The following is a 19,930-nucleotide window of genomic DNA, read 5'->3' as shown; positions in this document are numbered from 1 at the left end:
CGCGAGGGGGATGGCGGTCGGGACTTTCCGCTTCAGTGGCATCCTGCCCCATCTCCCACCCGCCAACCCTTTGTGATACCATCCGACAGTTTCCAAGGCCGCTCTTTTCCGCGGCCTTCATTGCGCAGATCCTGGGCACAACTCATTGATTTGTCGTATGTCGTCGCACTGTCGAACGCTGCGGCGACGAGCTTCGTTCGTCCACCGATGGATATGGCGAAGTTTCACCAGAAAAAGGAATCAGGCTTCTCATGGGCGAACTGGCCAAAGAAATCCTCCCGGTCAATATCGAAGACGAACTGAGACAGTCCTACCTCGACTACGCGATGAGCGTGATTGTCGGGCGAGCGCTGCCCGATGCGCGTGACGGCTTGAAGCCTGTGCATCGCCGCGTCCTGTACGCGATGAGCGAGCTGGGCAACGACTGGAACAAGCCGTACAAGAAGTCCGCCCGTGTGGTCGGTGACGTCATCGGTAAATACCACCCGCACGGCGATACTGCTGTGTACGACACCATCGTGCGCATGGCGCAGCCGTTCTCGCTGCGCTATCTGCTGGTCGATGGCCAGGGCAACTTCGGTTCGGTGGACGGCGACAACGCCGCGGCCATGCGATACACCGAAGTGCGCATGACCAAGCTGGCTCACGAGCTGCTGGCCGACCTGCACAAGGAAACGGTCGACTGGGTGCCCAACTACGACGGCACCGAGCAGATCCCGGCTGTCATGCCGACCAAGATCCCCAACTTGCTGGTCAACGGCTCCAGCGGTATTGCCGTGGGCATGGCGACCAACATTCCGCCGCACAACCTGGGCGAGGTCATCGATGGCTGCCTGGCGCTGATCGACAACCCCGAGGTCACCGTCGATGAGCTGATGCAGTTCATCCCAGGCCCGGACTTCCCGACTGCCGGCATCATCAACGGTCGCCAGGGCATCATCGAGGCCTATCGCACCGGTCGTGGCCGCATCTACATGCGTGCCCGTTCCGAGATCGAAGACATCGACAAGGTCGGTGGCCGTCAGCAGATCGTCGTCACCGAGCTGCCGTACCAGCTGAACAAGGCGCGTCTGATCGAAAAGATCGCCGAGCTGGTCAAAGAGAAGAAGATCGAAGGCATCACCGAGCTGCGCGACGAGTCCGACAAGGACGGCATGCGCATCGTCATCGAGCTGCGTCGCGGCGAGGTGCCGGAGGTGGTGCTCAACAACCTCTATCAGCAGACCCAACTGCAGAGCGTGTTCGGTATCAACGTCGTCGCGCTGATCGACGGTCGTCCTCGGTTGCTGAACCTGAAAGACCTGCTCGAGGCCTTCGTTCGTCACCGTCGCGAAGTGGTCACCCGTCGCACCGTGTTCGAATTGCGCAAGGCGCGCGAGCGTGGGCACATCCTCGAAGGTCAGGCCGTCGCGCTGTCCAACATCGATCCGGTCATTGCCCTGATCAAGGCCTCGCCGACGCCGTCGGAAGCCAAGGAAGCCCTGATCGGCACGCCGTGGGAGTCCAGCGCCGTGCAGGTCATGGTCGAGCGCGCCGGCGCCGACTCCTGCCGTCCGGAAGACCTGCCGGAGCAGTATGGCCTGCGTGATGGCAAGTACTGGCTGTCGCCTGAGCAGGCCCAGGCCATCCTCGACCTGCGTCTGCACCGCCTGACCGGCCTGGAGCACGAGAAGCTGCTGGCCGAGTACCAGGAGATCCTCGAGCAGATCGGCGAGCTGATCCGCATCCTCAACAGTGCCCAGCGCCTGATGGAAGTGATCCGCGAAGAGCTCGAAGCGATCCGCGCCGAGTACGGCGATGCCCGTCGTACCCAGATCCTCGATGCCCGTCACGACCTCAACTACGGCGACATGATCCCCGAAGAAGAGCGTGTGGTGACCATCTCCCATGGTGGCTATGCCAAGACCCAGCCGTTGTCCGCTTACCAGGCCCAGCGCCGTGGTGGCAAGGGCAAGTCGGCCACCGGCGTGAAGGACGAGGACTACATCGAACACCTGCTGGTCGCCAACAGCCACGCCACGCTGCTGCTGTTCTCCAGCAAGGGCAAGGTGTACTGGCTCAAGACCTACGACATCCCTGAAGCCTCCCGCGCCGCGCGTGGGCGCCCGATGGTCAACCTGCTGCCGCTGGAAGACGGCGAGCGCATCACCGCGATGCTGCAGATCGATCTCGAAGCCCTGCAGCAGAGCGCCGACCTCGACGAAGAGATCGACGAGGCGGAAGACGCGGTGCTCGAGGGCGAGGTGATCGAGCCGGAAGAGGTCGACGAAGAGGATGGCGACACGCCGGAATTGGTTGCCGAGCCAACCGGCGCCTACATCTTCATGGCGACCGCTTCCGGTACCGTCAAGAAGACCCCGCTGGTGCAGTTCGCTCGCCCACGCTCCAACGGCCTGATCGCGCTCAAGCTGAAGGAAGGTGACACCCTGATCGCTGCTGCCATCACCGATGGCGCGAAAGAAGTCATGATGTTCTCCAACGCCGGCAAGGTGATTCGCTTCGCCGAGAGCGTGGTTCGCGAGATGGGCCGTACCGCGCGCGGTGTGCGTGGGATGAGGCTGGGTAAGGGGCAGGAAGTGATTTCCATGCTGATCCCCGAGTCCGGCGCACAGATCCTCACCGCCTCCGAGCGTGGCTTCGGCAAGCGTACTCCGCTGTCCAAGTTCCCGCGTCGCGGCCGCGGCGGGCAGGGTGTGATCGCCATGGGTACCAAAGGGCGCAACGGTTTGCTGATCGGTGCCATCCAGGTTCAGGAAGGCGAGGAGATCATGCTGATTTCCGATCAGGGTACGCTGGTGCGTACACGGGTTGGCGAGGTCTCCAGTCTGAGCCGTAACACCCAGGGTGTGACGCTGATCAAGCTGGCCAGCGACGAGACGCTGGTGGGGCTGGAGCGTATCCAGGAACCGTCCGAGGACGAGCTCGACGACATCGTCGAGGCGGACGAGGAGGGCGTCGACAACGACGCGCTGGACACGGCTGGCGAAGACGCCGCAGGCACCGAAGAGGCGCCGCAGGACTAAGCCAGTGCACTACCCGAACGGGGCGACCAAGGTCGCCCCGTTTGACTGATTAGCGACGGCAACGTCTGGTTTCTGTGGGAGCGGGCAAGACCGCTCCCACAGGATTACCGCTGAACCAGCTGGTTAGATTTTGTTCTATTAGAGCGAGAGTGGATGTGAGCAAACGAGCCTTTAACTTCTGCGCAGGCCCTGCCGCGCTTCCCGACGCTGTGCTGCAGCGTGCTCAGGCCGAAATGCTGGACTGGCGCGGCAAGGGCTTGTCAGTGATGGAAATGAGCCACCGCAGCGATGACTACGTGGCGATCGCTGAAAAGGCCGAGCAAGACCTGCGTGATCTGCTGACCATTCCCTCGAACTACAAGGTGCTGTTCCTGCAGGGCGGTGCCAGCCAGCAGTTCGCCGAGATCCCGCTGAACCTGCTGCCGGAAAACGCCACCGCCGACTACATCGAGACCGGTATCTGGTCGAAGAAGGCCATCGAGGAAGGGCGCCGTTTCGGCAACATCAACGTTGCCGCCAGCGCCAAGCCCTACGACTACCTGGCCATTCCTGGCCAGAACGAGTGGAAGCTGACCCCAGGGGCTGCATACGTTCACTACGCCTCCAACGAAACCATCGGCGGTCTGCAGTTCGACTGGGTGCCTGAAACCGGTGATGTTCCGCTGGTGGTCGACATGTCGTCCGACATCCTCTCGCGCCCGATCGACGTGTCGCAGTACGGCCTGATCTACGCCGGTGCGCAAAAGAACATTGGCCCGAGCGGCCTGGTGGTGGTCATCGTGCGCGAAGACCTGCTCGGTCGCGCGCGCAGCACGTGCCCGACCATGCTCGACTACAAGATCTCGGCCGATAATGGTTCGATGTACAACACTCCGGCTACCTACTCCTGGTACCTGTCGGGCCTGGTATTCGAGTGGCTCAAGGAGCAGGGCGGCGTCGAGGCCATGGAGCAGCGCAACCGCTCCAAGAAAGAACGCCTCTACGGCTTTATCGACGCCAGCGAGTTCTACACCAACCCGATCAGCCATAACGCCCGCTCTTGGATGAACGTGCCGTTCCGTCTCGCCGACGAGCGCCTGGACAAGGCATTCCTCGCCGGTGCCGACGCCCGCGGCCTGCTCAATCTCAAGGGCCATCGTTCGGTCGGTGGCATGCGTGCCTCGATCTACAACGCGCTGGGGCTGGATGCGGTGGAAGCCCTGGTGGCCTACATGGCCGAATTCGAGAAGGAGCACGGCTGATGTCCGAACAGGAACTCAAGGCCCTGCGCGTTCGCATTGACAGCCTCGACGAGAAAATCCTCGAGCTGATCAGCGATCGTGCCCGCTGCGCCGAAGAAGTGGCGCGGGTCAAGACCGCTTCGCTCGCCGAAGGCGAGAAGCCGGTGTTCTACCGTCCTGAGCGTGAGGCTGCAGTGCTCAAGCGCGTCATGGAGCGCAACAAGGGGCCGTTGGGTAACGAGGAGATGGCGCGTCTGTTCCGCGAAATCATGTCGTCGTGCCTGGCGCTGGAAGAGCCGTTGAAGATTGCCTACCTCGGCCCCGAGGGCACCTTCACCCAGGCTGCGGCCATGAAGCACTTCGGTCATGCGGTGATCAGCCGTCCGATGGCGGCCATCGATGAAGTGTTCCGCGAAGTGGCGGCCGGCGCGGTCAACTTCGGCGTGGTGCCGGTGGAAAACTCCACCGAAGGCGCGGTCAGCCACACGCTGGACAGCTTCCTTGAGCACGACATGGTGATCTGTGGCGAGGTCGAGCTACGCATCCACCACCACCTGCTGGTGGGCGAAAACACCAAGACCGACAGCATCACCCGTATCTACTCGCACGCCCAATCGTTGGCCCAGTGCCGCAAGTGGCTGGACGCGCACTACCCGAACGTCGAGCGCGTTGCAGTTTCTAGCAATGCCGAGGCGGCCAAACGGGTCAAGGGCGAGTGGAATTCGGCGGCGATCGCCGGTGACATGGCAGCCAATCTTTATGGTTTGACCCGTCTGGCCGAGAAGATCGAAGACCGTCCGGACAACTCCACGCGCTTCCTGATGATCGGTAACCAGGAAGTGCCGCCAACCGGCGACGACAAGACCTCGATCATCGTTTCGATGAGCAACAAGCCAGGGGCGCTGCATGAGCTGCTGGTGCCATTCCACGATAACGGCATCGACCTGACCCGCATCGAGACCCGCCCGTCGCGCAGCGGCAAGTGGACCTACGTGTTCTTCATCGACTTCGTTGGCCACCACCGCGATCCGTTGATCAAGGCGGTGCTGGAGAAGATCAGCCAGGAGGCCGTGGCGTTGAAGGTGCTGGGGTCTTATCCGAAGGCTGTGCTCTGAATTTATTGTTGCCCGTGGGTGGGAGCGCTTTGCGCTCCATCGCGGGACCAGCCCGCTCCCACAGGTTTCACGTTACCCGTGAGAGTGGCGTCGGACCTATAGTGCGGGTTCGTCCTGCCCATCTGTAGGCTGTAATTTGGCACATGTTGCTGTTCTGAACAGGGTTCGCACTCGTGGTTAATGCTGTAAACAAACCCGCACCGCTCATCAATCGCCTGGTCGTCGTCGGCCTCGGCCTGATCGGTGGTTCCTTCGCCAAGGGTCTGCGTGAAAGCGGCCTGTGCCGTGAAGTGGTCGGTGTCGACCTGGATGCCCAGTCGCGCAAGCAGGCTGTCGCCCTCGGCGTGGTCGACCGCTGCGAAGAGGATCTGGCCGCGGCCTGTGTCGGTGCTGACGTGATCCAGCTGGCGGTACCGATCCTGGCCATGGAAAAGCTTCTGGCCCGCCTGGCGTCGCTCGACCTGGGGGCTGCGGTGATCACCGATGTCGGCAGCGCCAAGGGCAATGTGGTGCGTGCCGCGCGGGCCGTGTTCGGGGAGCGTCTGGCGCGTTTCGTACCCGGCCATCCGATCGCAGGGTCCGAGCAGAGCGGTGTGGAGGCTTCCAATGCTGCACTGTTCCGTCGTCACAAGGTGATCCTCACGCCGCTCGCCGAAACCGATCCGGCAGCCCTGGCCCTGGTCGATCGCCTGTGGCGCGCGCTGGAGGCCGATGTCGAGCACATGCCGGTCGAGCGTCATGACGAAGTCCTGGCGGCCACCAGCCACCTTCCGCACCTGCTGGCGTTCGGCCTGGTGGATTCGCTGGCCAAACGCAATGAAAACCTCGACATCTTCCGGTACGCTGCGGGAGGGTTCCGCGATTTCACGAGAATCGCTGGCAGCGACCCGATCATGTGGCATGACATCTTCCTCGCCAATCGCGACGCTGTCCTGCGCACGCTGGATACATTTCGCAGCGATCTCGACGCCTTGCGCGACGCGGTCGATGCAGGGGACGGGCACCAGCTGCTGGGTGTATTCACCCGCGCTCGGGTCGCCCGCGAGCATTTCAGTAAAATCCTGGCCCGCCGGGCCTATGTGGACGCTATGAACGCCAACGACCTGATCTTCCTGGCCCAACCTGGTGGCCGCGTGTCCGGACGGATTCGCGTACCGGGCGACAAATCGATTTCCCACCGCTCGATCATGCTCGGCTCGCTGGCCGAGGGCACCACTGAAGTCGAAGGCTTCCTCGAGGGAGAAGACGCCCTGGCGACCTTGCAAGCCTTCCGCGACATGGGTGTGGTCATCGAGGGGCCGCACCACGGCCGCGTCACCATTCATGGTGTCGGCCTGCACGGCCTGAAGCCGCCACCTGGTCCGATCTACCTGGGTAACTCCGGGACCTCGATGCGCCTGCTGTCGGGCCTGCTGGCCGCACAGCCGTTCGACGTGACCATGACCGGTGACGCTTCGCTGTCCAAGCGTCCGATGAACCGCGTGGCCAATCCGTTGCGCGAGATGGGCGCCGTGGTCGAGACCGGCCCCGAGGGGCGCCCACCGCTGACCATTCGCGGTGGCCAGAAGCTCAAGGCGCTGAACTACACCCTGCCGATGGCCAGTGCCCAGGTTAAGTCCTGCCTGCTGCTGGCTGGCCTGTACGCCGAAGGCACTACCACCGTCACCGAGCCGGCACCGACCCGTGATCACACCGAGCGCATGCTGCGCGGCTTTGGCTACAGCGTGCAGAGCAATGGCCCTGTCGCCTCGCTGCAGTCCGGCGGCAAGCTGACTGCCACTCGGATCGAAGTGCCAGCCGATATCTCGTCCTCGGCCTTCTTCCTGGTCGCAGCGTCCATCGCCGAAGGTTCGGAACTGGTGCTGGAGCACGTCGGCATCAACCCGACCCGCACCGGCGTAATCGACATCCTGCGCCTGATGGGGGGTGACATCACCCTGGAGAACCAGCGTGAAGTCGGTGGCGAGCCTGTCGCCGACCTGCGCGTGCGTGGCGCAAAACTCAAGGGTATCGAGATTCCGGAAGATCTGGTGCCGCTGGCCATCGACGAATTCCCGGTGCTGTTCGTCGCTGCGGCCTGCGCCGAAGGGCGTACCGTGCTGCGCGGCGCCGAGGAGCTGCGGGTCAAGGAGTCGGACCGTATCCAGGTCATGGCTGATGGCCTGATCGCCCTGGGCGTGAAGTGCGAGCCGACCCCGGACGGCATCATCATCGACGGCGGCCAGATTGGTGGCGGTGAGGTCCACGGTCACGGTGATCACCGGATCTCCATGGCCTTCAGCATTGCCTCGCTGCGTGCCAGTGCGCCGATCCGTATTCACGACTGCGCCAACGTCGCCACCTCCTTCCCCAACTTCCTGGCGCTTTGTGCCGAAGTCGGCATCCGCGTGGCGCAAGAGGGCAAGTCGTGAATTCGCAGGCGCCGGTCATCACCATCGACGGGCCAAGCGGCTCGGGCAAGGGCACGGTCGCTGGCCTGCTGGCACGCGAGCTTGGCTGGCGGCTGCTGGATTCCGGAGCGTTGTATCGCCTGCTGGCGTTCAATGCCTCGAACCATGGCGTCGACCTGACCAACGAAGAGTTGCTCAAGGCGCTTGCCGCCCACCTGGACGTGCAGTTCATCGCTGCCGAGCCGGGCAAGCTGCAGCAGATCATTCTCGAAGGTGAGGATGTGAGCAATGTGATCCGTACCGAAACGGTAGGGGCGGGCGCCTCGATGGTCGCTTCTCTGCCAGCGGTGCGCGAGGCGCTGCTGCAGCGCCAGCGCGCCTTCCGCGAAGCGCCGGGTTTGATCGCCGACGGTCGTGACATGGGCACCGTGGTGTTTCCCGATGCGCCACTGAAGGTGTTTCTCACTGCCAGTGCCGAGGAACGCGCCCGCCGCCGTTACCTGCAGTTGAAGGGCAAAGGCGAAGATGTTAGTCTGTCGAGTCTGCTAGATGAGATTCGTGCGCGCGATGAGCGCGACACCCAGCGCGCAGTGGCCCCGCTCAAGCCGGCGGCCGATGCAATCCAGCTGGACTCTACCGAGTTGTCCATCGAGCAGGTGCTGCAACGGATCAGAAGCGAGCTCGCATTGCGCGACCTGCTCTGATCGCCAGGAAAGCAGGCAGGGGCACCAGTCAACGTCCTGCCCGCTTTCCTTTACTTAAACGAAACCCACATTGTCTGGAATGTGGCGATGGGCGTCTGTCTCGCCCGAATTTACAGGAATTAAAATGAGCGAAAGCTTTGCAGAACTCTTTGAAGAAAGCCTGAAAACCCTCAATCTTCAGCCGGGCGCAATCATCACCGGTATCGTTGTCGACATCGACGGCGACTGGGTTACCGTTCACGCTGGTCTGAAGTCCGAGGGCGTCATCCCGCTCGAGCAGTTCTACAACGAAGCTGGCGAGCTGACCATCAAGGTCGGTGACGAAGTTCACGTTGCGCTGGACGCGGTCGAAGACGGCTTTGGCGAAACCAAGCTGTCCCGTGAAAAAGCCAAGCGCGCCGAGTGCTGGATTGTTCTGGAAGCTGCTTTCGCTGCCGAAGAAGTGGTCAAGGGCGTTATCAACGGTAAGGTTAAGGGCGGCTTCACTGTCGACGTTAACGGCATCCGTGCGTTCCTGCCGGGCTCCCTGGTTGATGTCCGCCCAGTGCGTGACACCACCCACCTGGAAGGCAAAGAGCTGGAATTCAAGGTCATCAAGCTGGACCAGAAGCGCAACAACGTTGTCGTTTCCCGTCGCAGCGTGCTGGAAGCCGAGAACAGCGCCGAGCGCGAAGCCCTGCTGGAAACCCTGCAGGAAGGCCAACAGGTCAAAGGTATCGTCAAGAACCTCACCGACTACGGTGCCTTCGTGGACCTGGGCGGCATCGACGGCCTGCTGCACATCACCGACATGGCCTGGAAGCGCATCAAGCACCCGTCGGAAATCGTCAACGTTGGTGACGAAGTCGACGTTCGCGTTCTGAAGTTCGACCGTGAGCGCAACCGCGTTTCGCTGGGTCTGAAGCAGATGGGCGAAGATCCGTGGGTTGCTATCACTTCCCGCTACCCAGAAGGTACTCGTGTTACCGCTCGCGTCACCAACCTGACCGACTACGGCTGCTTCGCCGAGCTGGAAGAGGGTGTCGAAGGCCTGGTACACGTTTCCGAAATGGACTGGACCAACAAGAACATCCACCCGTCGAAAGTCGTTCAGGTTGGCGACGAAGTGGAAGTCATGGTTCTGGACATCGACGAAGAGCGTCGTCGTATCTCCCTGGGTATCAAGCAGTGCAAATCCAACCCATGGGAAGACTTCTCCGGCCAGTTCAACAAGGGTGACAAGATCACCGGTACCATCAAGTCGATCACCGACTTCGGTATCTTCATCGGTCTGGACGGCGGCATCGATGGTCTGGTTCACCTGTCCGACATTTCCTGGAACGAAACCGGCGAAGAAGCCGTGCGTCGTTTCAAGAAGGGCGACGAGCTGGAAACCGTCATCCTGTCGGTTGACCCAGAGCGCGAGCGCATCTCCCTGGGCATCAAGCAGCTGGAAGACGATCCGTTCTCCAACTTCGTTGCTGTCAACGACAAGGGTGCAATCGTCAAGGGCATCGTGAAGGAAGTTGACGCCAAGGGCGCCATCGTCACTCTGGCCGACGACATCGAAGCTACTCTGAAAGCTTCCGAAATCAGCCGTGACCGCGTTGAAGACGCGCGTAACGTCCTGAAGGAAGGCGAAGAGATCGAAGCCAAGATCATCAGCGTTGACCGCAAGTCCCGCGTCATCAGCCTGTCCATCAAGTCGAAGGACGACGCTGAAGAGCGCGAAGCAATCCAGAGCCTGAAAAACACCGCTCCGGAAGCTGCTGCCGACACCACCATGGCTGCGCTGCTGCGCGAAGCAATGGCCAAGCAGAACTGAGTTCTGTTTGATCGGTAAAAAGGGCGACCCTCGGGTCGCCCTTTTTTTGGCTGTGTGTCAGGGATTGATGGTGCGGGTGTTGTGAAGCTCGTATTAGTTGTTAGGGGGCGTGCGGCTGGAAGTGTCACCTGTAGTGCTTACCCCCATCCCCACGGTGTCGTCGGCAGAAAGCGTGAATATCACGGCATAGCGACTGAGATCGCTTTCGTTTCGCTGAAAGCGGACGGCGACCTGTTTGCCTTCCCATGTGATGGTCTTTATCTCATAGGTTGCGCCTGAGCTCAGTTGAATTCGGCGACTCAGGCTTGAGCCCGGCTGTCCGAGGGTGTCGGTTAGAAAATCATCGACCAATGCCAGGCTGCTGGCTCTTCCTGTCAACATTAATTGGCTGATTTTGCCATCCTTTGTGCTTGCGAAGAGTTGGTACCCCGAGCTGATAGGGATATAGGGCAGCCCGTGAACTTCGTACCGGTCAGGCTCCGAGGTGTTGATGCGGCAGGGTGTGTCTTGGCGAGCGGCGCTCTCGGGGCATTCCGGAACCTGGGCCTTGAAGTTGCCATGCAAAGGAACACCCAGAAACTCGGATGGCTCCTTTTCCCAGATCTGGTGTTGTCGAGCGCCTTGAGCGAACGCCACCGGTGTGGTAATGAGGGTCGCCAGGGTGAGTGAAAGAGAGAGGGTCCGCATAAACAATCCTTGTGTGTACTGCTTGAAGAGCAAGTAGATAACCACTTTGCAATCAGTTTTGAGGGCGAATCAAAATGGGATGCGTCTGATTTTTTATCAGACAAATCTTACGAGGCTTAGGTTCGCTTACGTGGAAAATTTCAATAATCCGCCGAGCGGCTTCTCCGCTTTGCGGCCTGCCGCAGCGCTGGTGGTCGGCCTGGGTCGGTGGTGTGGGGCATTGCTATTCGCCTTATTCCTTAACAATCCAATCTTGAATTTTTTTATTAAGTCAAGAACCACCCTGTTCAAATCCCTCTGAGCGTGCTACAAACTCCTTAAGCAATGATCTAGCTGCTTGATAACGAAGGGAAAAACATGACGAAGTCGGAGCTGATCGAACGTATTGTCACCCATCAGGGGCTGCTCTCGTCCAAGGATGTGGAGTTGGCTATCAAGACCATGCTTGAGCAAATGTCGCAATGTTTGGCCACGGGAGATCGTATCGAGATCCGTGGATTTGGCAGTTTTTCCCTGCACTACCGTGCGCCGCGCGTAGGCCGCAATCCCAAGACGGGCCAGTCGGTGGAGCTCGAAGGCAAGTTCGTGCCGCATTTCAAGCCGGGTAAGGAGCTGCGAGATCGGGTCAATGAAGACGAGCGCGAACACCCTTGAGCGATGAAGGAGCAACCTGATGCGTAACCTCAGGCGTGCGCTGGCAGTAGTATTCGTCCTGCTATTGGCAGCAGCAGTGCTGTTTTTTGTGCTGGAGAACCAGCAGGCTGTTTCGCTGATGTTCTTCGGTTGGTCGGCCCCGGCTTTGCCGGTGGCGGTGCCAGTGATGGCTGCCCTGGTGGTTGGCCTGGCTATTGGCCCCTTGCTGGGGGCTTATGGCGTTCAGCGCAGCAAGCGCAAGATCCGTGCATCGATGCGTCAGGCTGCACCCGCTAGTAATTAGAGAAAGAGCCTGTACGGTTTGGGGATATGCGCCTTTACACGCAGCCACTCAAATACATATCAGGTATCCAATCAGTGGGCTGTGCAAGTGGGCAGGAATATACACTTTCCCAATATTTCCCTTCATGGCGGCGGGCGTAAGGGGCCCTGTCACGAAGCGCATCTTGACTCGGCATCCGGTCGCTCGTCGACTGGGGTGGGCAGGGGGTCGATGCCCATTTCGGCGCCTGCTTTGGCTCAAGATTCAAAACCTGGGTTGTTGAGGCACTGGCTGCTCCCCACAAGCACTTTGATCACGCCCTTGGCATGCGTTCCCTGCTGGACGCAGGCTTTCGTGGGCCGGTTCTCTGCCGTACGCCTTCGGTAAAGCTGTTGCTCTTGATGCTGGAGCGGGCCTATCGGCTGGCTGGCAATCGGACGGAAATCGCTCAGTTGGCGCAGGTCTGGGGAACTTCTAACCTCAAAGTCTCTCTACTTCCGAATAATGCTACACGGTAAAGCTGGCACGCGTGTTGATATTGCCGCTACGCTTGGCTGGAAGGGGGCGTCAAGGTTTGGCGGTCATCCCCTGTGTTGAAGTGATTAGACGGACCCAAGGAAAAAAAGACTAAATGCGCAATGAACGCGAGCGCCTGAGTGGTGATGATGAGATTGATTTGCTTGAGCTTGTGCAGGGGGTCTGGCGGCAGAAATTCTGGGGGGGGATAGTCGCGGCAGCGGTGATTGGCCTGGCCATGATTTATGTGGTGCTCGCTTCGCCGGTCTATGAGGCAAAGCTCTACATTCGGCCTCCAGCACAGAATGATGTGGCGCAGCTCAATTTTGGTCGTGGTGAGGGTACGGGGCTCCAGCCGCTTAGCGCCAAAGACGTCTATAGCGTTTACCTGAGAGCGCTGCAGTCTGAAGCGGTGCGTGAGAAGTTCTTCCGTGGGGCCTTTCTTTCAACGCTGAGCGAAGAGGATAGGAAGGGCTCGCGTGATGCGCTGTTTGCCCAATTCAATAGCATGCTGACGGTGGCCCAGGCGGCGAGGGACATGCCTGATCGCTTTGTTATCACTGCGGACGTCGAAGATCCGCAACTCGCTGCCAACTGGGTGTCCAGCTATGCCGAAATGGCTGCGGACCGAGCGAAAGATGAGCTGCTTGGCGGTACCCGTAGCGACATTTCAATCATGGCGGATAACCTGGAGCAGCAGATACAGGCTTCGCGAGCCAGCGCGTTTAATCAGCGTACAGATCAGATCGCCAAGCTCAATGAGGCGTTGCGAGTGGCAAAGTCCATCGGTCTGGAGAAACCGCCGATCATTTCGAGTGCATTATCCAACGAGGTGTCTGCTGGCATGGGTGGCTCTCTGATCTACATGCGCGGCTCCCGAGCGCTGGAGGCAGAGATCGCCAACCTTGAGTCTCGTGCGTCGGATGATCCCTACATCCCGGGGTTGCGCGAGAAACAGGAAAGGCTGATCTTCATGCGTAATCTCAAGATCGACCCAGCGCTGGTCGCAATGTACCAGCAGGACGGGCCAGTCTTTCAGCCCGACAAGCCGATAAAGCCGCGTAAGGCAATCATCATGGCACTGGGGGTATTCGCGGGTCTGGCTATGGGTGTGCTCGTAGCGTTGGGGCGTGATCAGTGGTTGAGGCGAAGGGCGAGCGATTAAGGCAATTTGATGGCTCAAAAATGCTGTCATGCGTTGTTGTAGGTGTGGGAAGGTGTAACAATACGTCCTTTCCCCATTCACCAATGACATGGATAGCTGGATGAGGTGCACGATGCGCCACTTCTGTTCCTGCCTGTCATGGGTGCTATCCCGTTAGTGTGCAGGCAAAGTCAGTGAACATCGATTCTCGCGGTCCCCACAGCTCTAGTTCTCCTGAAATAGACGTTTTTGACCTTTTTCGAGCAGTCTGGCGCCGGCGTGTTTTCATCGCTGGCCTGGGTTTGCTTTTCGCGGCGGTCGGTGTCGCCCTGGCCTACGTCATCCCTCCTGAATATGAGACATCAGCTACTTTGCGCCCCGTTGAGCTCAATCAACTGGATGCATTGAATCGCTCTAAAATCTACAGCCTGCCTCCTGATGAAGCGCTGAAGCGAGTGGGCGCGAGGCTGGATTCCTATAGCGCACGGTTGGATTATTTTCGCTCCAGGCCAGACCTTGTGCGAGTCTTCACCAATGAGGGGCAAACGATTGAGCAAGGCTTTCAGGACTTCAACAGCACCGACCTAAGTGTCGTCCAGGCTGACCCGAAAAAAACCGATTTGCTGAGCAATTTTATCGGTTTGAAGATGCGTTATGGAAAGGATATCGATGGCCCGGCCGTTCTCAATGCCTTTGTGGATTATGCCGTGGAGCAAGAGCGGGTTCAGTTGTCACGGGATGTGCAGGTCATTTTGTCCAATCGCCTGGCTGAGGTGAATGCCGAGCTAAACTCGGCGGTCTCCGAGTACCGAACTGCCAACGATGGGCGTATCGCTCGTCTGGAAGAAAGTGATGCCATCAGGCGTGCACAGTTGAACGATGAGCTCAAGGCGCTGCGCGTACAGCTGAAAATGCAGCGTGAATCGCGTTTGGCTGAACTGGATGAGTCTATCGCTATTGCCAACAGTCTGGGCCTGAAAAAGCCATCCACTCCCTCCCAGATGGCTGATGAAGGTGTGGTTGGTGGCAACATTATTCGCACCGAAGTGAATGGCCGACCGGTGCCGCTGTATTTCATGGGTACCGAGGTGCTCGAGGCTGAGCGCAGTACGCTGCGCAAGCGTTCCTCTGATGACTTTGTCGAGCCGAGAATCGGTCAAATTCGCAAAGAGCTACTGCTACTTTCCAATAACCGTAATGTCGAAGCAATCAAAGCCCGTGCCAATGATCAGGATTTCCTGGAGGGCGTAGAAGCGTTGCGGGCCGAGCGGGAGCGCTTGCAAGCCATTGATACGCAGTTGAAGGGTTTGCAATTGGTAAGCATCGATCAGCGCGCAGTGGCGGCTACCAAGCCGATCAAGCCGCGCAAGGCGTTGATTGTTATCCTGGCGTTTATTGGCGGTATATTGCTTGGTGTGTTGATTGCGCTGATGCGAGCTGCTTTCAAGGGTCATCTACGGCGGATACGCGTCTTGGAAATAGGTGGTGTGGTGGCGTCTGGTGGGCCGGGGGGGCTCTCGCGCCAAGTCGGCGTGTTGTCGCCAGAAGTACAGATCAGAGCGGGCAAGGAGTGATATTGCCTTGCTGTCATCTTGGTTGAGGTTGGCATGAAGCTCGTAGGGGGGGGCGTATGAAAAGGCTTGGGGCGAAGGTCGGGTAGGCGAAAACAGCCGAGGAGCCGCCGGGGTCACGGTTGTAAATGGGCATTCCGACCGGGCTGGCGCACCAGGCTGTTTTCAGCGCAGCATCACCGAGTATCAGGGCTTTTCGTACAGAGCCTAGTAGGTCGGCGCCGTTAAGCGGCCTGTTATTGGGTCTGCTCCGCCTCGATTCGATAGGCGCCGGCTTGTGCCATTTTACATAGCGCGCGCTTCAGGCACGGGATTGGCTCAACTGCCCCGTTTGCAATGTCTCTGATCATTCCCACCTGTTCGTTGCTTGGCGGTGGGGCAGATATGTCGGTTTTGCTACTTGGCGGGATCGAAATTTCGCTGGCCGCCACCGGTACGGTGTCCATTCGCGGTGTTCTGAGAACTGACGCAACGCATTGATATTTTTTGAATATTGTCTTTGATAGATGTGTGCCATGCTGGCTCTCCAGTGCGTTTTCGGTCGAATTGCATCCTGATCAACGGTGGGTCCTGAGTCGTTGGCAGAATGCTGTGGTCTCAACAGAGGTTCACTGGCAGAATGAGTTGCCATACCCAGAGACTGTGCATGGGGCCGTCTTCCTAGGCGCTGTGCGAAAAGTCTGAAGGCATGGTCGGGTAAGGTGAAAACGGTCAGGGGTTTTCGTACGGGATCTGGTTGATGCCCGCGTCGAAGGGCGACTGATCTTTCAGTAACCCCGAGGCACGATGGGTTTGGGTGTTGGTAGTAAGTGGACGTGCTGTAAGTGCAGTTGGGGAATGCTGTATGATACGGATGAATCTGTCGATATTTATATGAGGTTGGTTGGGTGAAGCTTACAAAGACAGATATTGCTGAAGTTGTCATTATCGAACCCACAATATTCGAAGATGAGCGTGGCTGGTTCTACGAGCTTTACAGTGAACCAAAGTTTCACGCGCTGCTCAGAGCGTCTAATTTACCAGTGCCGCGACCTTTCATCCAAGAAAACTGCTCGATGTCGAAGAAAGGGGTTGTTCGAGGTTTGCATTACCAGCTGTCGCCCAGTTCGCAGGGCAAGCTCGTCAATGTGAGCCAAGGCGCCGTTTATGATGTCGCAGTTGATATTCGTAAAGGTTCACCGACGTTCGGGCAATGGGTTGGCGTAACGCTGTCCGCGGCGAACCGAAAGATGCTCTGGATTCCCGAAGGCTTCGCCCATGGCTTCATGGCGCTTGAGGACGATACGGTATTCCAATACCGCACGACGGATACTTATTCAAAAGCTCACGAGCGGAGTCTGGCCTGGGATGATCCTGACTTGGCAATTGAATGGCCAACGACAGCCGCTCCGGTGGTGAGCGAGAAGGATCGCATGGCACCTGGTTTCGCCAAGGCCGAGCATACGAATTATCTGATCCCCGGTAAGGTCGATATTGTCGAACTGGAATCGCACAGTGATGACCGTGGTAGTTTGATTGGTATTGAGAAGGACCTCAATATTCCGTTCTCGATTAGGCGTGTCTATTATATTTTTGGTACCCAGCAGGATGTCAGTAGGGGCTTCCACGCACATCGTGATTTGCAACAGCTGATTGTTTGTGTCTCTGGTAGTTGCCGGATGGTGCTGGATGATGGTCGTGAACGCGTCGAGCATGTTATCGACAGGCCAAACAAAGCCATTTTCGTTCGTAATATGGTCTGGCGCGAGATGCACGATTTCAGTGAGGACTGCGTGCTGATGGTAGTGGCAAGTGAAGTGTATGACGAGCGCGACTATATTCGTGATTATCAGGATTTCAAGAGGCTGATTGGCAATGACCAGCATTCACAGATTATCTGATGTTCAAACAGATGATGTTGGTGAGGGGACTAGGATCTGGCAGTACGCCGTGGTGCTGCACGGCGCGCAAATCGGCAGGAGCTGTAATCTCTGTGCGCACACTTTTATCGAAGGTGGCGTTGTCGTGGGTGACAATGTAACCATCAAATGTGGTGTGTACCTTTGGGACGGTGTCAGAGTGGAGAATAATGTCTTCATTGGTCCCAATGCTACGTTTACAAATGACAGGGAGCCTCGCTCCAAGCAGTACCCGGACGTGTATGCAAAAACGTTGCTGAAAGAAGGCTGTAGTATAGGCGCCAATGCGACGCTGCTGCCGGGTATTACGATCGGTAAGCACGCCATGGTGGGTGCTGGTGCCGTTGTGACGAAAGATGTGCCTGACTACGCTGTCGTAGTCGGTAATCCTGCCAAAGTAATCAGGGAGTTGGAACGTGATTGATTTTTTGAGCCTGAAAGCGGTCAATCATCAATATCGAGAAGCGTTGTTGAAAGCGTGCGCTGATGTTATTGATTCAGGCTGGTATATCAATGGCGGTGCATTGAAGCGCTTCGAGGCCAATTTTGCCAACTATAGCGACGTTAAATTTTGCATCGGCGTCGCGAATGGCCTTGATGCGCTGACGCTTACGCTCAAGGCGTGGAAGTTACTCGGGCGATTGAATGATGGCGATGAAGTCATTGTTCCAGGTAATACGTATATCGCGAGTGTGCTCGCCATCACTGAAAGTGGCCTGACCCCAGTGCTTGTCGAGCCCGATTTAGCGACGTTCAACATCGAGCCTGAAGCCATCCGTGCAGCCGTCAATCCACGTACCAAAGTGATTCTGCCTGTACACTTGTACGGCCGTATTGCGCCGATGCCGGCGATTCGGGCCATTGCTGACGAATTTGGTTTACTCGTTCTTGAGGATTCTGCGCAGGCTCACGGTGCTGCAACGCAGGGTAAGAGAGTCGGTGGCTGGGGTGACGCATCCGGCTTCAGTTTCTATCCAGGCAAGAACCTGGGCGCACTGGGCGACGGTGGTGCTATCACCACCAACGATGCGGAGCTGGCAGAAGTGCTGTGTGCTCTTCGCAATTATGGGTCGCACGAGAAGTACAAGAACATCTACGTCGGCGTTAACAGTCGTCTTGATGAAATCCAGGCGGCTATGCTGGATGTGAAGCTCAAGCATCTGGACGATGAGATTGCGCGTCGTCGCCATATTGCAAAGTGTTACGCTCAGGGTATCGAGAATTCGAGAATCGCTTTGCCGTCGCACGGTGAAGAGGGCGAACATGTCTGGCATCTCTATGTTGTGCGCACCGCAGTTCGCGACGCCCTGCAAGCCCATCTGGCATCAAAAGGGGTGCAGACGTTGGTGCACTACCCGATCCCGCCTCACAAGCAGCAAGCCTACAGACATCTGAATGGACTGAGCTTGCCCGTCACGGAGAAGATCCATGAGGAGGTCCTCAGCTTGCCGATGGATCCGACAATGACTCAGGAAGCGATCGACCACGTCATCGAGGCGTGTAACAGCTTCTAGTTCGTTAAGAGGGCCATGACCTTGTACGGCATTTGGGTGCCTGCAGGGCTCATGGCTTTTGGTGTTCCTCGATGAACTGATAGCACTGTTCGGGGGGAGGCAGTGATTGGAAAGTCAGATGCTTTTGCGGATCGATACAGATGAATCTCATCAAAACTAGCGTGCTCAACGGTATTGCGGTCGTCATGAAGATGCTGGCGCTGCTTGGTATCAATAAAATGCTCGCGTTGTACGTCGGTCCGGCAGGGTATGCGGCGTTCGGTCAGTTTCAGAATGTTGTTGCATTGATCACTACGCTGATTGGGGGCGCTTTCAATACGGGCGTTACCAAGTACACGGCGGAATACGCAGATGATGCCAAGAGCCGGATTGCGGTGTGGCGCACAGCTGGCACCCTGAGCGTCGTGGTTAGCTTGATTATCGCCTGTCTATTGTTTTTATTTAGGGAGAGGCTCGCTGCAAGGTTTTTGAATGATAGCGGTCTTTCTGATGTATTTACCTGGTTTGCAGTGGGCTTGGTTTTTCTTATTTTAAATACCTTTCTCCTGGCAGTGCTGAATGGCCTTAAGGAGATTGGTAAGTATGTTGTCTGCAATATTGCAGGTAGTGTACTTTCCGTGTTGATCACCGCTATTTTGGTCCATTTTTATGGGTTGAAAGGAGCACTTGTTGCGCTAGCAACCTATCAGTCTATTGCCTTCTTCTCCACGCTGATCGTTTGTCATCGCTTGGAGTTTTTTAGCTTTTTCATGCTCTTTGGTCAGTTGGATAAGAGCGTCGTAAGGAATCTGCTAAAATATGCAGTCATGGCTATTGTTTCAGCGTCTTGCCTTCCGGTCACTCAGATGTTGATCCGGAGCGAGATCGGGCAGACGCTGGGATGGCATGCGGCGGGATACTGGGAAGCCATGTGGCGATTGAGTTCTGCCTATCTGATGATGGCGACCACGACGTTGTCGATTTACTTCCTGCCACGACTATCGGAGCTTAAAACGTATCCGGAACTGATGGCAGAAATCGGCTTTGGGTATCGAGTTATCTTGCCATTGACGGTCCTCGCTGCGGTGGTGATTTATGTCTTGAGAGAGCCTGTCGTACTGTTTTTGTTCAGTGCTGACTTTGCACCTGTCACTGACTTGTTTGCTTGGCAATTGGTCGGTGATTCACTCAAGATCGGCAGTTGGATTATTGCCTATGTGATGTTGGGTAAAGCGATGTTCAAGGCCTTTGTTTTTACTGAAATAATTGGATCGTTTTTGTTTTATGTATTGGCAGTTTTTTTGATTAGGGCTGTAGGCCTCGAGGGCGTAGTTATGGCCTATGCCATCAATTATGCTATTTACTGGGTCCTTGTGTGGATAGTGATTCGTAGGAGTTTGCGGACGATGAGACATCCGGCCGAGCTCGTTTAACAGATTGTTTGACTGA

Annotated in this window: 15 protein-coding genes and 1 pseudogene; 15 read left to right on the top strand and 1 reads right to left on the bottom strand. The window is 57.7% G+C overall.

Annotated features, from left to right (window positions below; genetic code table 11):
- The first annotated feature begins 251 nt into the window (after nt 1–251).
- The 6 genes from gyrA to rpsA all read left to right on the top strand — a co-directional run bounded on the left by gyrA (nt 252) and on the right by rpsA (nt 10,256).
- Nucleotides 252–3,023 (top strand): DNA gyrase subunit A, encoded by a 2,772-nt coding sequence (gene gyrA / locus AB688_RS21080; protein WP_063545778.1) that lies wholly within the window; start codon nt 252–254, stop codon nt 3,021–3,023.
- A gap of 155 nt (nt 3,024–3,178) precedes the next feature.
- Entirely contained in the window at nt 3,179–4,264 is a 1,086-nt protein-coding gene (gene serC, locus AB688_RS21075; RefSeq protein ID WP_054893889.1) for a 3-phosphoserine/phosphohydroxythreonine transaminase, read from the top strand.
- Nucleotides 4,264–5,358, top strand: coding sequence for a prephenate dehydratase (gene pheA / locus AB688_RS21070; RefSeq protein WP_054893877.1), 1,095 nt, complete (start codon nt 4,264–4,266; stop codon nt 5,356–5,358). Before serC ends, pheA begins: the two co-directional genes overlap by 1 nt.
- Before the next feature lie 173 nt (nt 5,359–5,531).
- Nucleotides 5,532–7,769 (top strand): bifunctional prephenate dehydrogenase/3-phosphoshikimate 1-carboxyvinyltransferase, encoded by a 2,238-nt coding sequence (locus tag AB688_RS21065; RefSeq protein ID WP_063545777.1) that lies wholly within the window; start codon nt 5,532–5,534, stop codon nt 7,767–7,769.
- Nucleotides 7,766–8,452 carry a (d)CMP kinase gene (gene cmk, locus AB688_RS21060; protein WP_054893879.1) on the top strand — a complete coding sequence of 229 codons (687 nt, stop codon included), beginning with the start codon at nt 7,766–7,768 and terminating at the stop codon, nt 8,450–8,452. The genes AB688_RS21065 and cmk overlap by 4 nt, the downstream gene beginning before the upstream one ends.
- Nucleotides 8,453–8,576: 124 nt before the next feature.
- Nucleotides 8,577–10,256, top strand: coding sequence for a 30S ribosomal protein S1 (gene rpsA / locus AB688_RS21055; protein WP_054893880.1), 1,680 nt, complete (start codon nt 8,577–8,579; stop codon nt 10,254–10,256).
- 93 nt (nt 10,257–10,349) lie between these two features.
- Here the strand turns inward: rpsA and AB688_RS21050 are convergent, their stop codons facing one another.
- Nucleotides 10,350–10,976 (bottom strand): hypothetical protein, encoded by a 627-nt coding sequence (locus tag AB688_RS21050; RefSeq protein WP_155738229.1) that lies wholly within the window; start codon nt 10,974–10,976, stop codon nt 10,350–10,352.
- Nucleotides 10,977–11,300: 324 nt separating this feature from the next.
- On the opposite strand from AB688_RS21050, the gene ihfB reads away from it, so the two are divergent.
- From ihfB to AB688_RS21010, 9 genes and pseudogenes are all read left to right on the top strand, one after another.
- On the top strand, nt 11,301–11,597 hold the full coding sequence (ihfB, locus tag AB688_RS21045) for an integration host factor subunit beta (RefSeq protein WP_063545775.1): 297 nt from the start codon (nt 11,301–11,303) through the stop codon (nt 11,595–11,597).
- Nucleotides 11,598–11,616: 19 nt separating this feature from the next.
- On the top strand, nt 11,617–11,880 hold the full coding sequence (locus AB688_RS21040) for a lipopolysaccharide assembly protein LapA domain-containing protein (protein WP_063545774.1): 264 nt from the start codon (nt 11,617–11,619) through the stop codon (nt 11,878–11,880).
- A gap of 610 nt (nt 11,881–12,490) precedes the next feature.
- Complete coding sequence (locus AB688_RS21035; RefSeq protein ID WP_063545773.1) at nt 12,491–13,540, top strand: LPS O-antigen chain length determinant protein WzzB; 1,050 nt, start codon at nt 12,491–12,493, stop codon at nt 13,538–13,540.
- A 173-nt stretch (nt 13,541–13,713) separates the two neighbouring features.
- Complete coding sequence (locus tag AB688_RS21030) at nt 13,714–15,093, top strand: Wzz/FepE/Etk N-terminal domain-containing protein (protein WP_231100265.1); 1,380 nt, start codon at nt 13,714–13,716, stop codon at nt 15,091–15,093.
- An 884-nt stretch (nt 15,094–15,977) separates the two neighbouring features.
- Nucleotides 15,978–16,529: pseudogene (gene rfbC / locus AB688_RS27265) on the top strand (dTDP-4-dehydrorhamnose 3,5-epimerase); the annotation flags it as partial.
- Nucleotides 16,503–16,970, top strand: coding sequence for a sugar 3,4-ketoisomerase (locus AB688_RS27260; protein ID WP_231100335.1), 468 nt, complete (start codon nt 16,503–16,505; stop codon nt 16,968–16,970). The pseudogene rfbC and the gene AB688_RS27260, both read left to right, overlap by 27 nt.
- Nucleotides 16,945–17,412, top strand: a complete 468-nt coding sequence (locus AB688_RS21020) for an acyltransferase (protein ID WP_063545771.1) — start codon at nt 16,945–16,947, stop codon at nt 17,410–17,412. Before AB688_RS27260 ends, AB688_RS21020 begins: the two co-directional genes overlap by 26 nt.
- A complete protein-coding gene (locus tag AB688_RS21015; protein ID WP_063545770.1) occupies nt 17,405–18,502 on the top strand; it encodes a DegT/DnrJ/EryC1/StrS family aminotransferase in 1,098 nt (365 codons plus the stop codon). The genes AB688_RS21020 and AB688_RS21015 overlap by 8 nt, the downstream gene beginning before the upstream one ends.
- Nucleotides 18,503–18,642: 140 nt before the next feature.
- Complete coding sequence (locus tag AB688_RS21010; protein ID WP_063545769.1) at nt 18,643–19,914, top strand: O-antigen translocase; 1,272 nt, start codon at nt 18,643–18,645, stop codon at nt 19,912–19,914.
- The last annotated feature ends 16 nt before the right edge of the window (nt 19,915–19,930 follow it).

Origin of the sequence: Pseudomonas putida, assembly GCF_001636055.1 — a bacterium.
In the GTDB taxonomy this organism is placed as follows: domain Bacteria; phylum Pseudomonadota; class Gammaproteobacteria; order Pseudomonadales; family Pseudomonadaceae; genus Aquipseudomonas; species Aquipseudomonas machongensis.
The sequence above is the reverse complement of the archived record's forward strand: the minus strand, read 5'-3'. Positions and strand labels throughout refer to the sequence as shown.

What these genes read in the sequence shown, in the direction of transcription:
- AB688_RS21040 (WP_063545774.1), top strand. Translation starts at nt 11,617, where the DNA reads ATGCGTAACCTCAGGCGTGCGCTGGCAGTAGTATTCGTCCTGCTATTG.
- AB688_RS21010 (WP_063545769.1), top strand. Translation starts at nt 18,643, where the DNA reads ATGAATCTCATCAAAACTAGCGTGCTCAACGGTATTGCGGTCGTCATG.
- rpsA (WP_054893880.1), top strand. Translation starts at nt 8,577, where the DNA reads ATGAGCGAAAGCTTTGCAGAACTCTTTGAAGAAAGCCTGAAAACCCTC.
- AB688_RS21020 (WP_063545771.1), top strand. Translation starts at nt 16,945, where the DNA reads ATGACCAGCATTCACAGATTATCTGATGTTCAAACAGATGATGTTGGT.
- gyrA (WP_063545778.1), top strand. Translation starts at nt 252, where the DNA reads ATGGGCGAACTGGCCAAAGAAATCCTCCCGGTCAATATCGAAGACGAA.
- AB688_RS27260 (WP_231100335.1), top strand. Translation starts at nt 16,503, where the DNA reads ATGGCACCTGGTTTCGCCAAGGCCGAGCATACGAATTATCTGATCCCC.
- pheA (WP_054893877.1), top strand. Translation starts at nt 4,264, where the DNA reads ATGTCCGAACAGGAACTCAAGGCCCTGCGCGTTCGCATTGACAGCCTC.
- AB688_RS21035 (WP_063545773.1), top strand. Translation starts at nt 12,491, where the DNA reads ATGCGCAATGAACGCGAGCGCCTGAGTGGTGATGATGAGATTGATTTG.
- ihfB (WP_063545775.1), top strand. Translation starts at nt 11,301, where the DNA reads ATGACGAAGTCGGAGCTGATCGAACGTATTGTCACCCATCAGGGGCTG.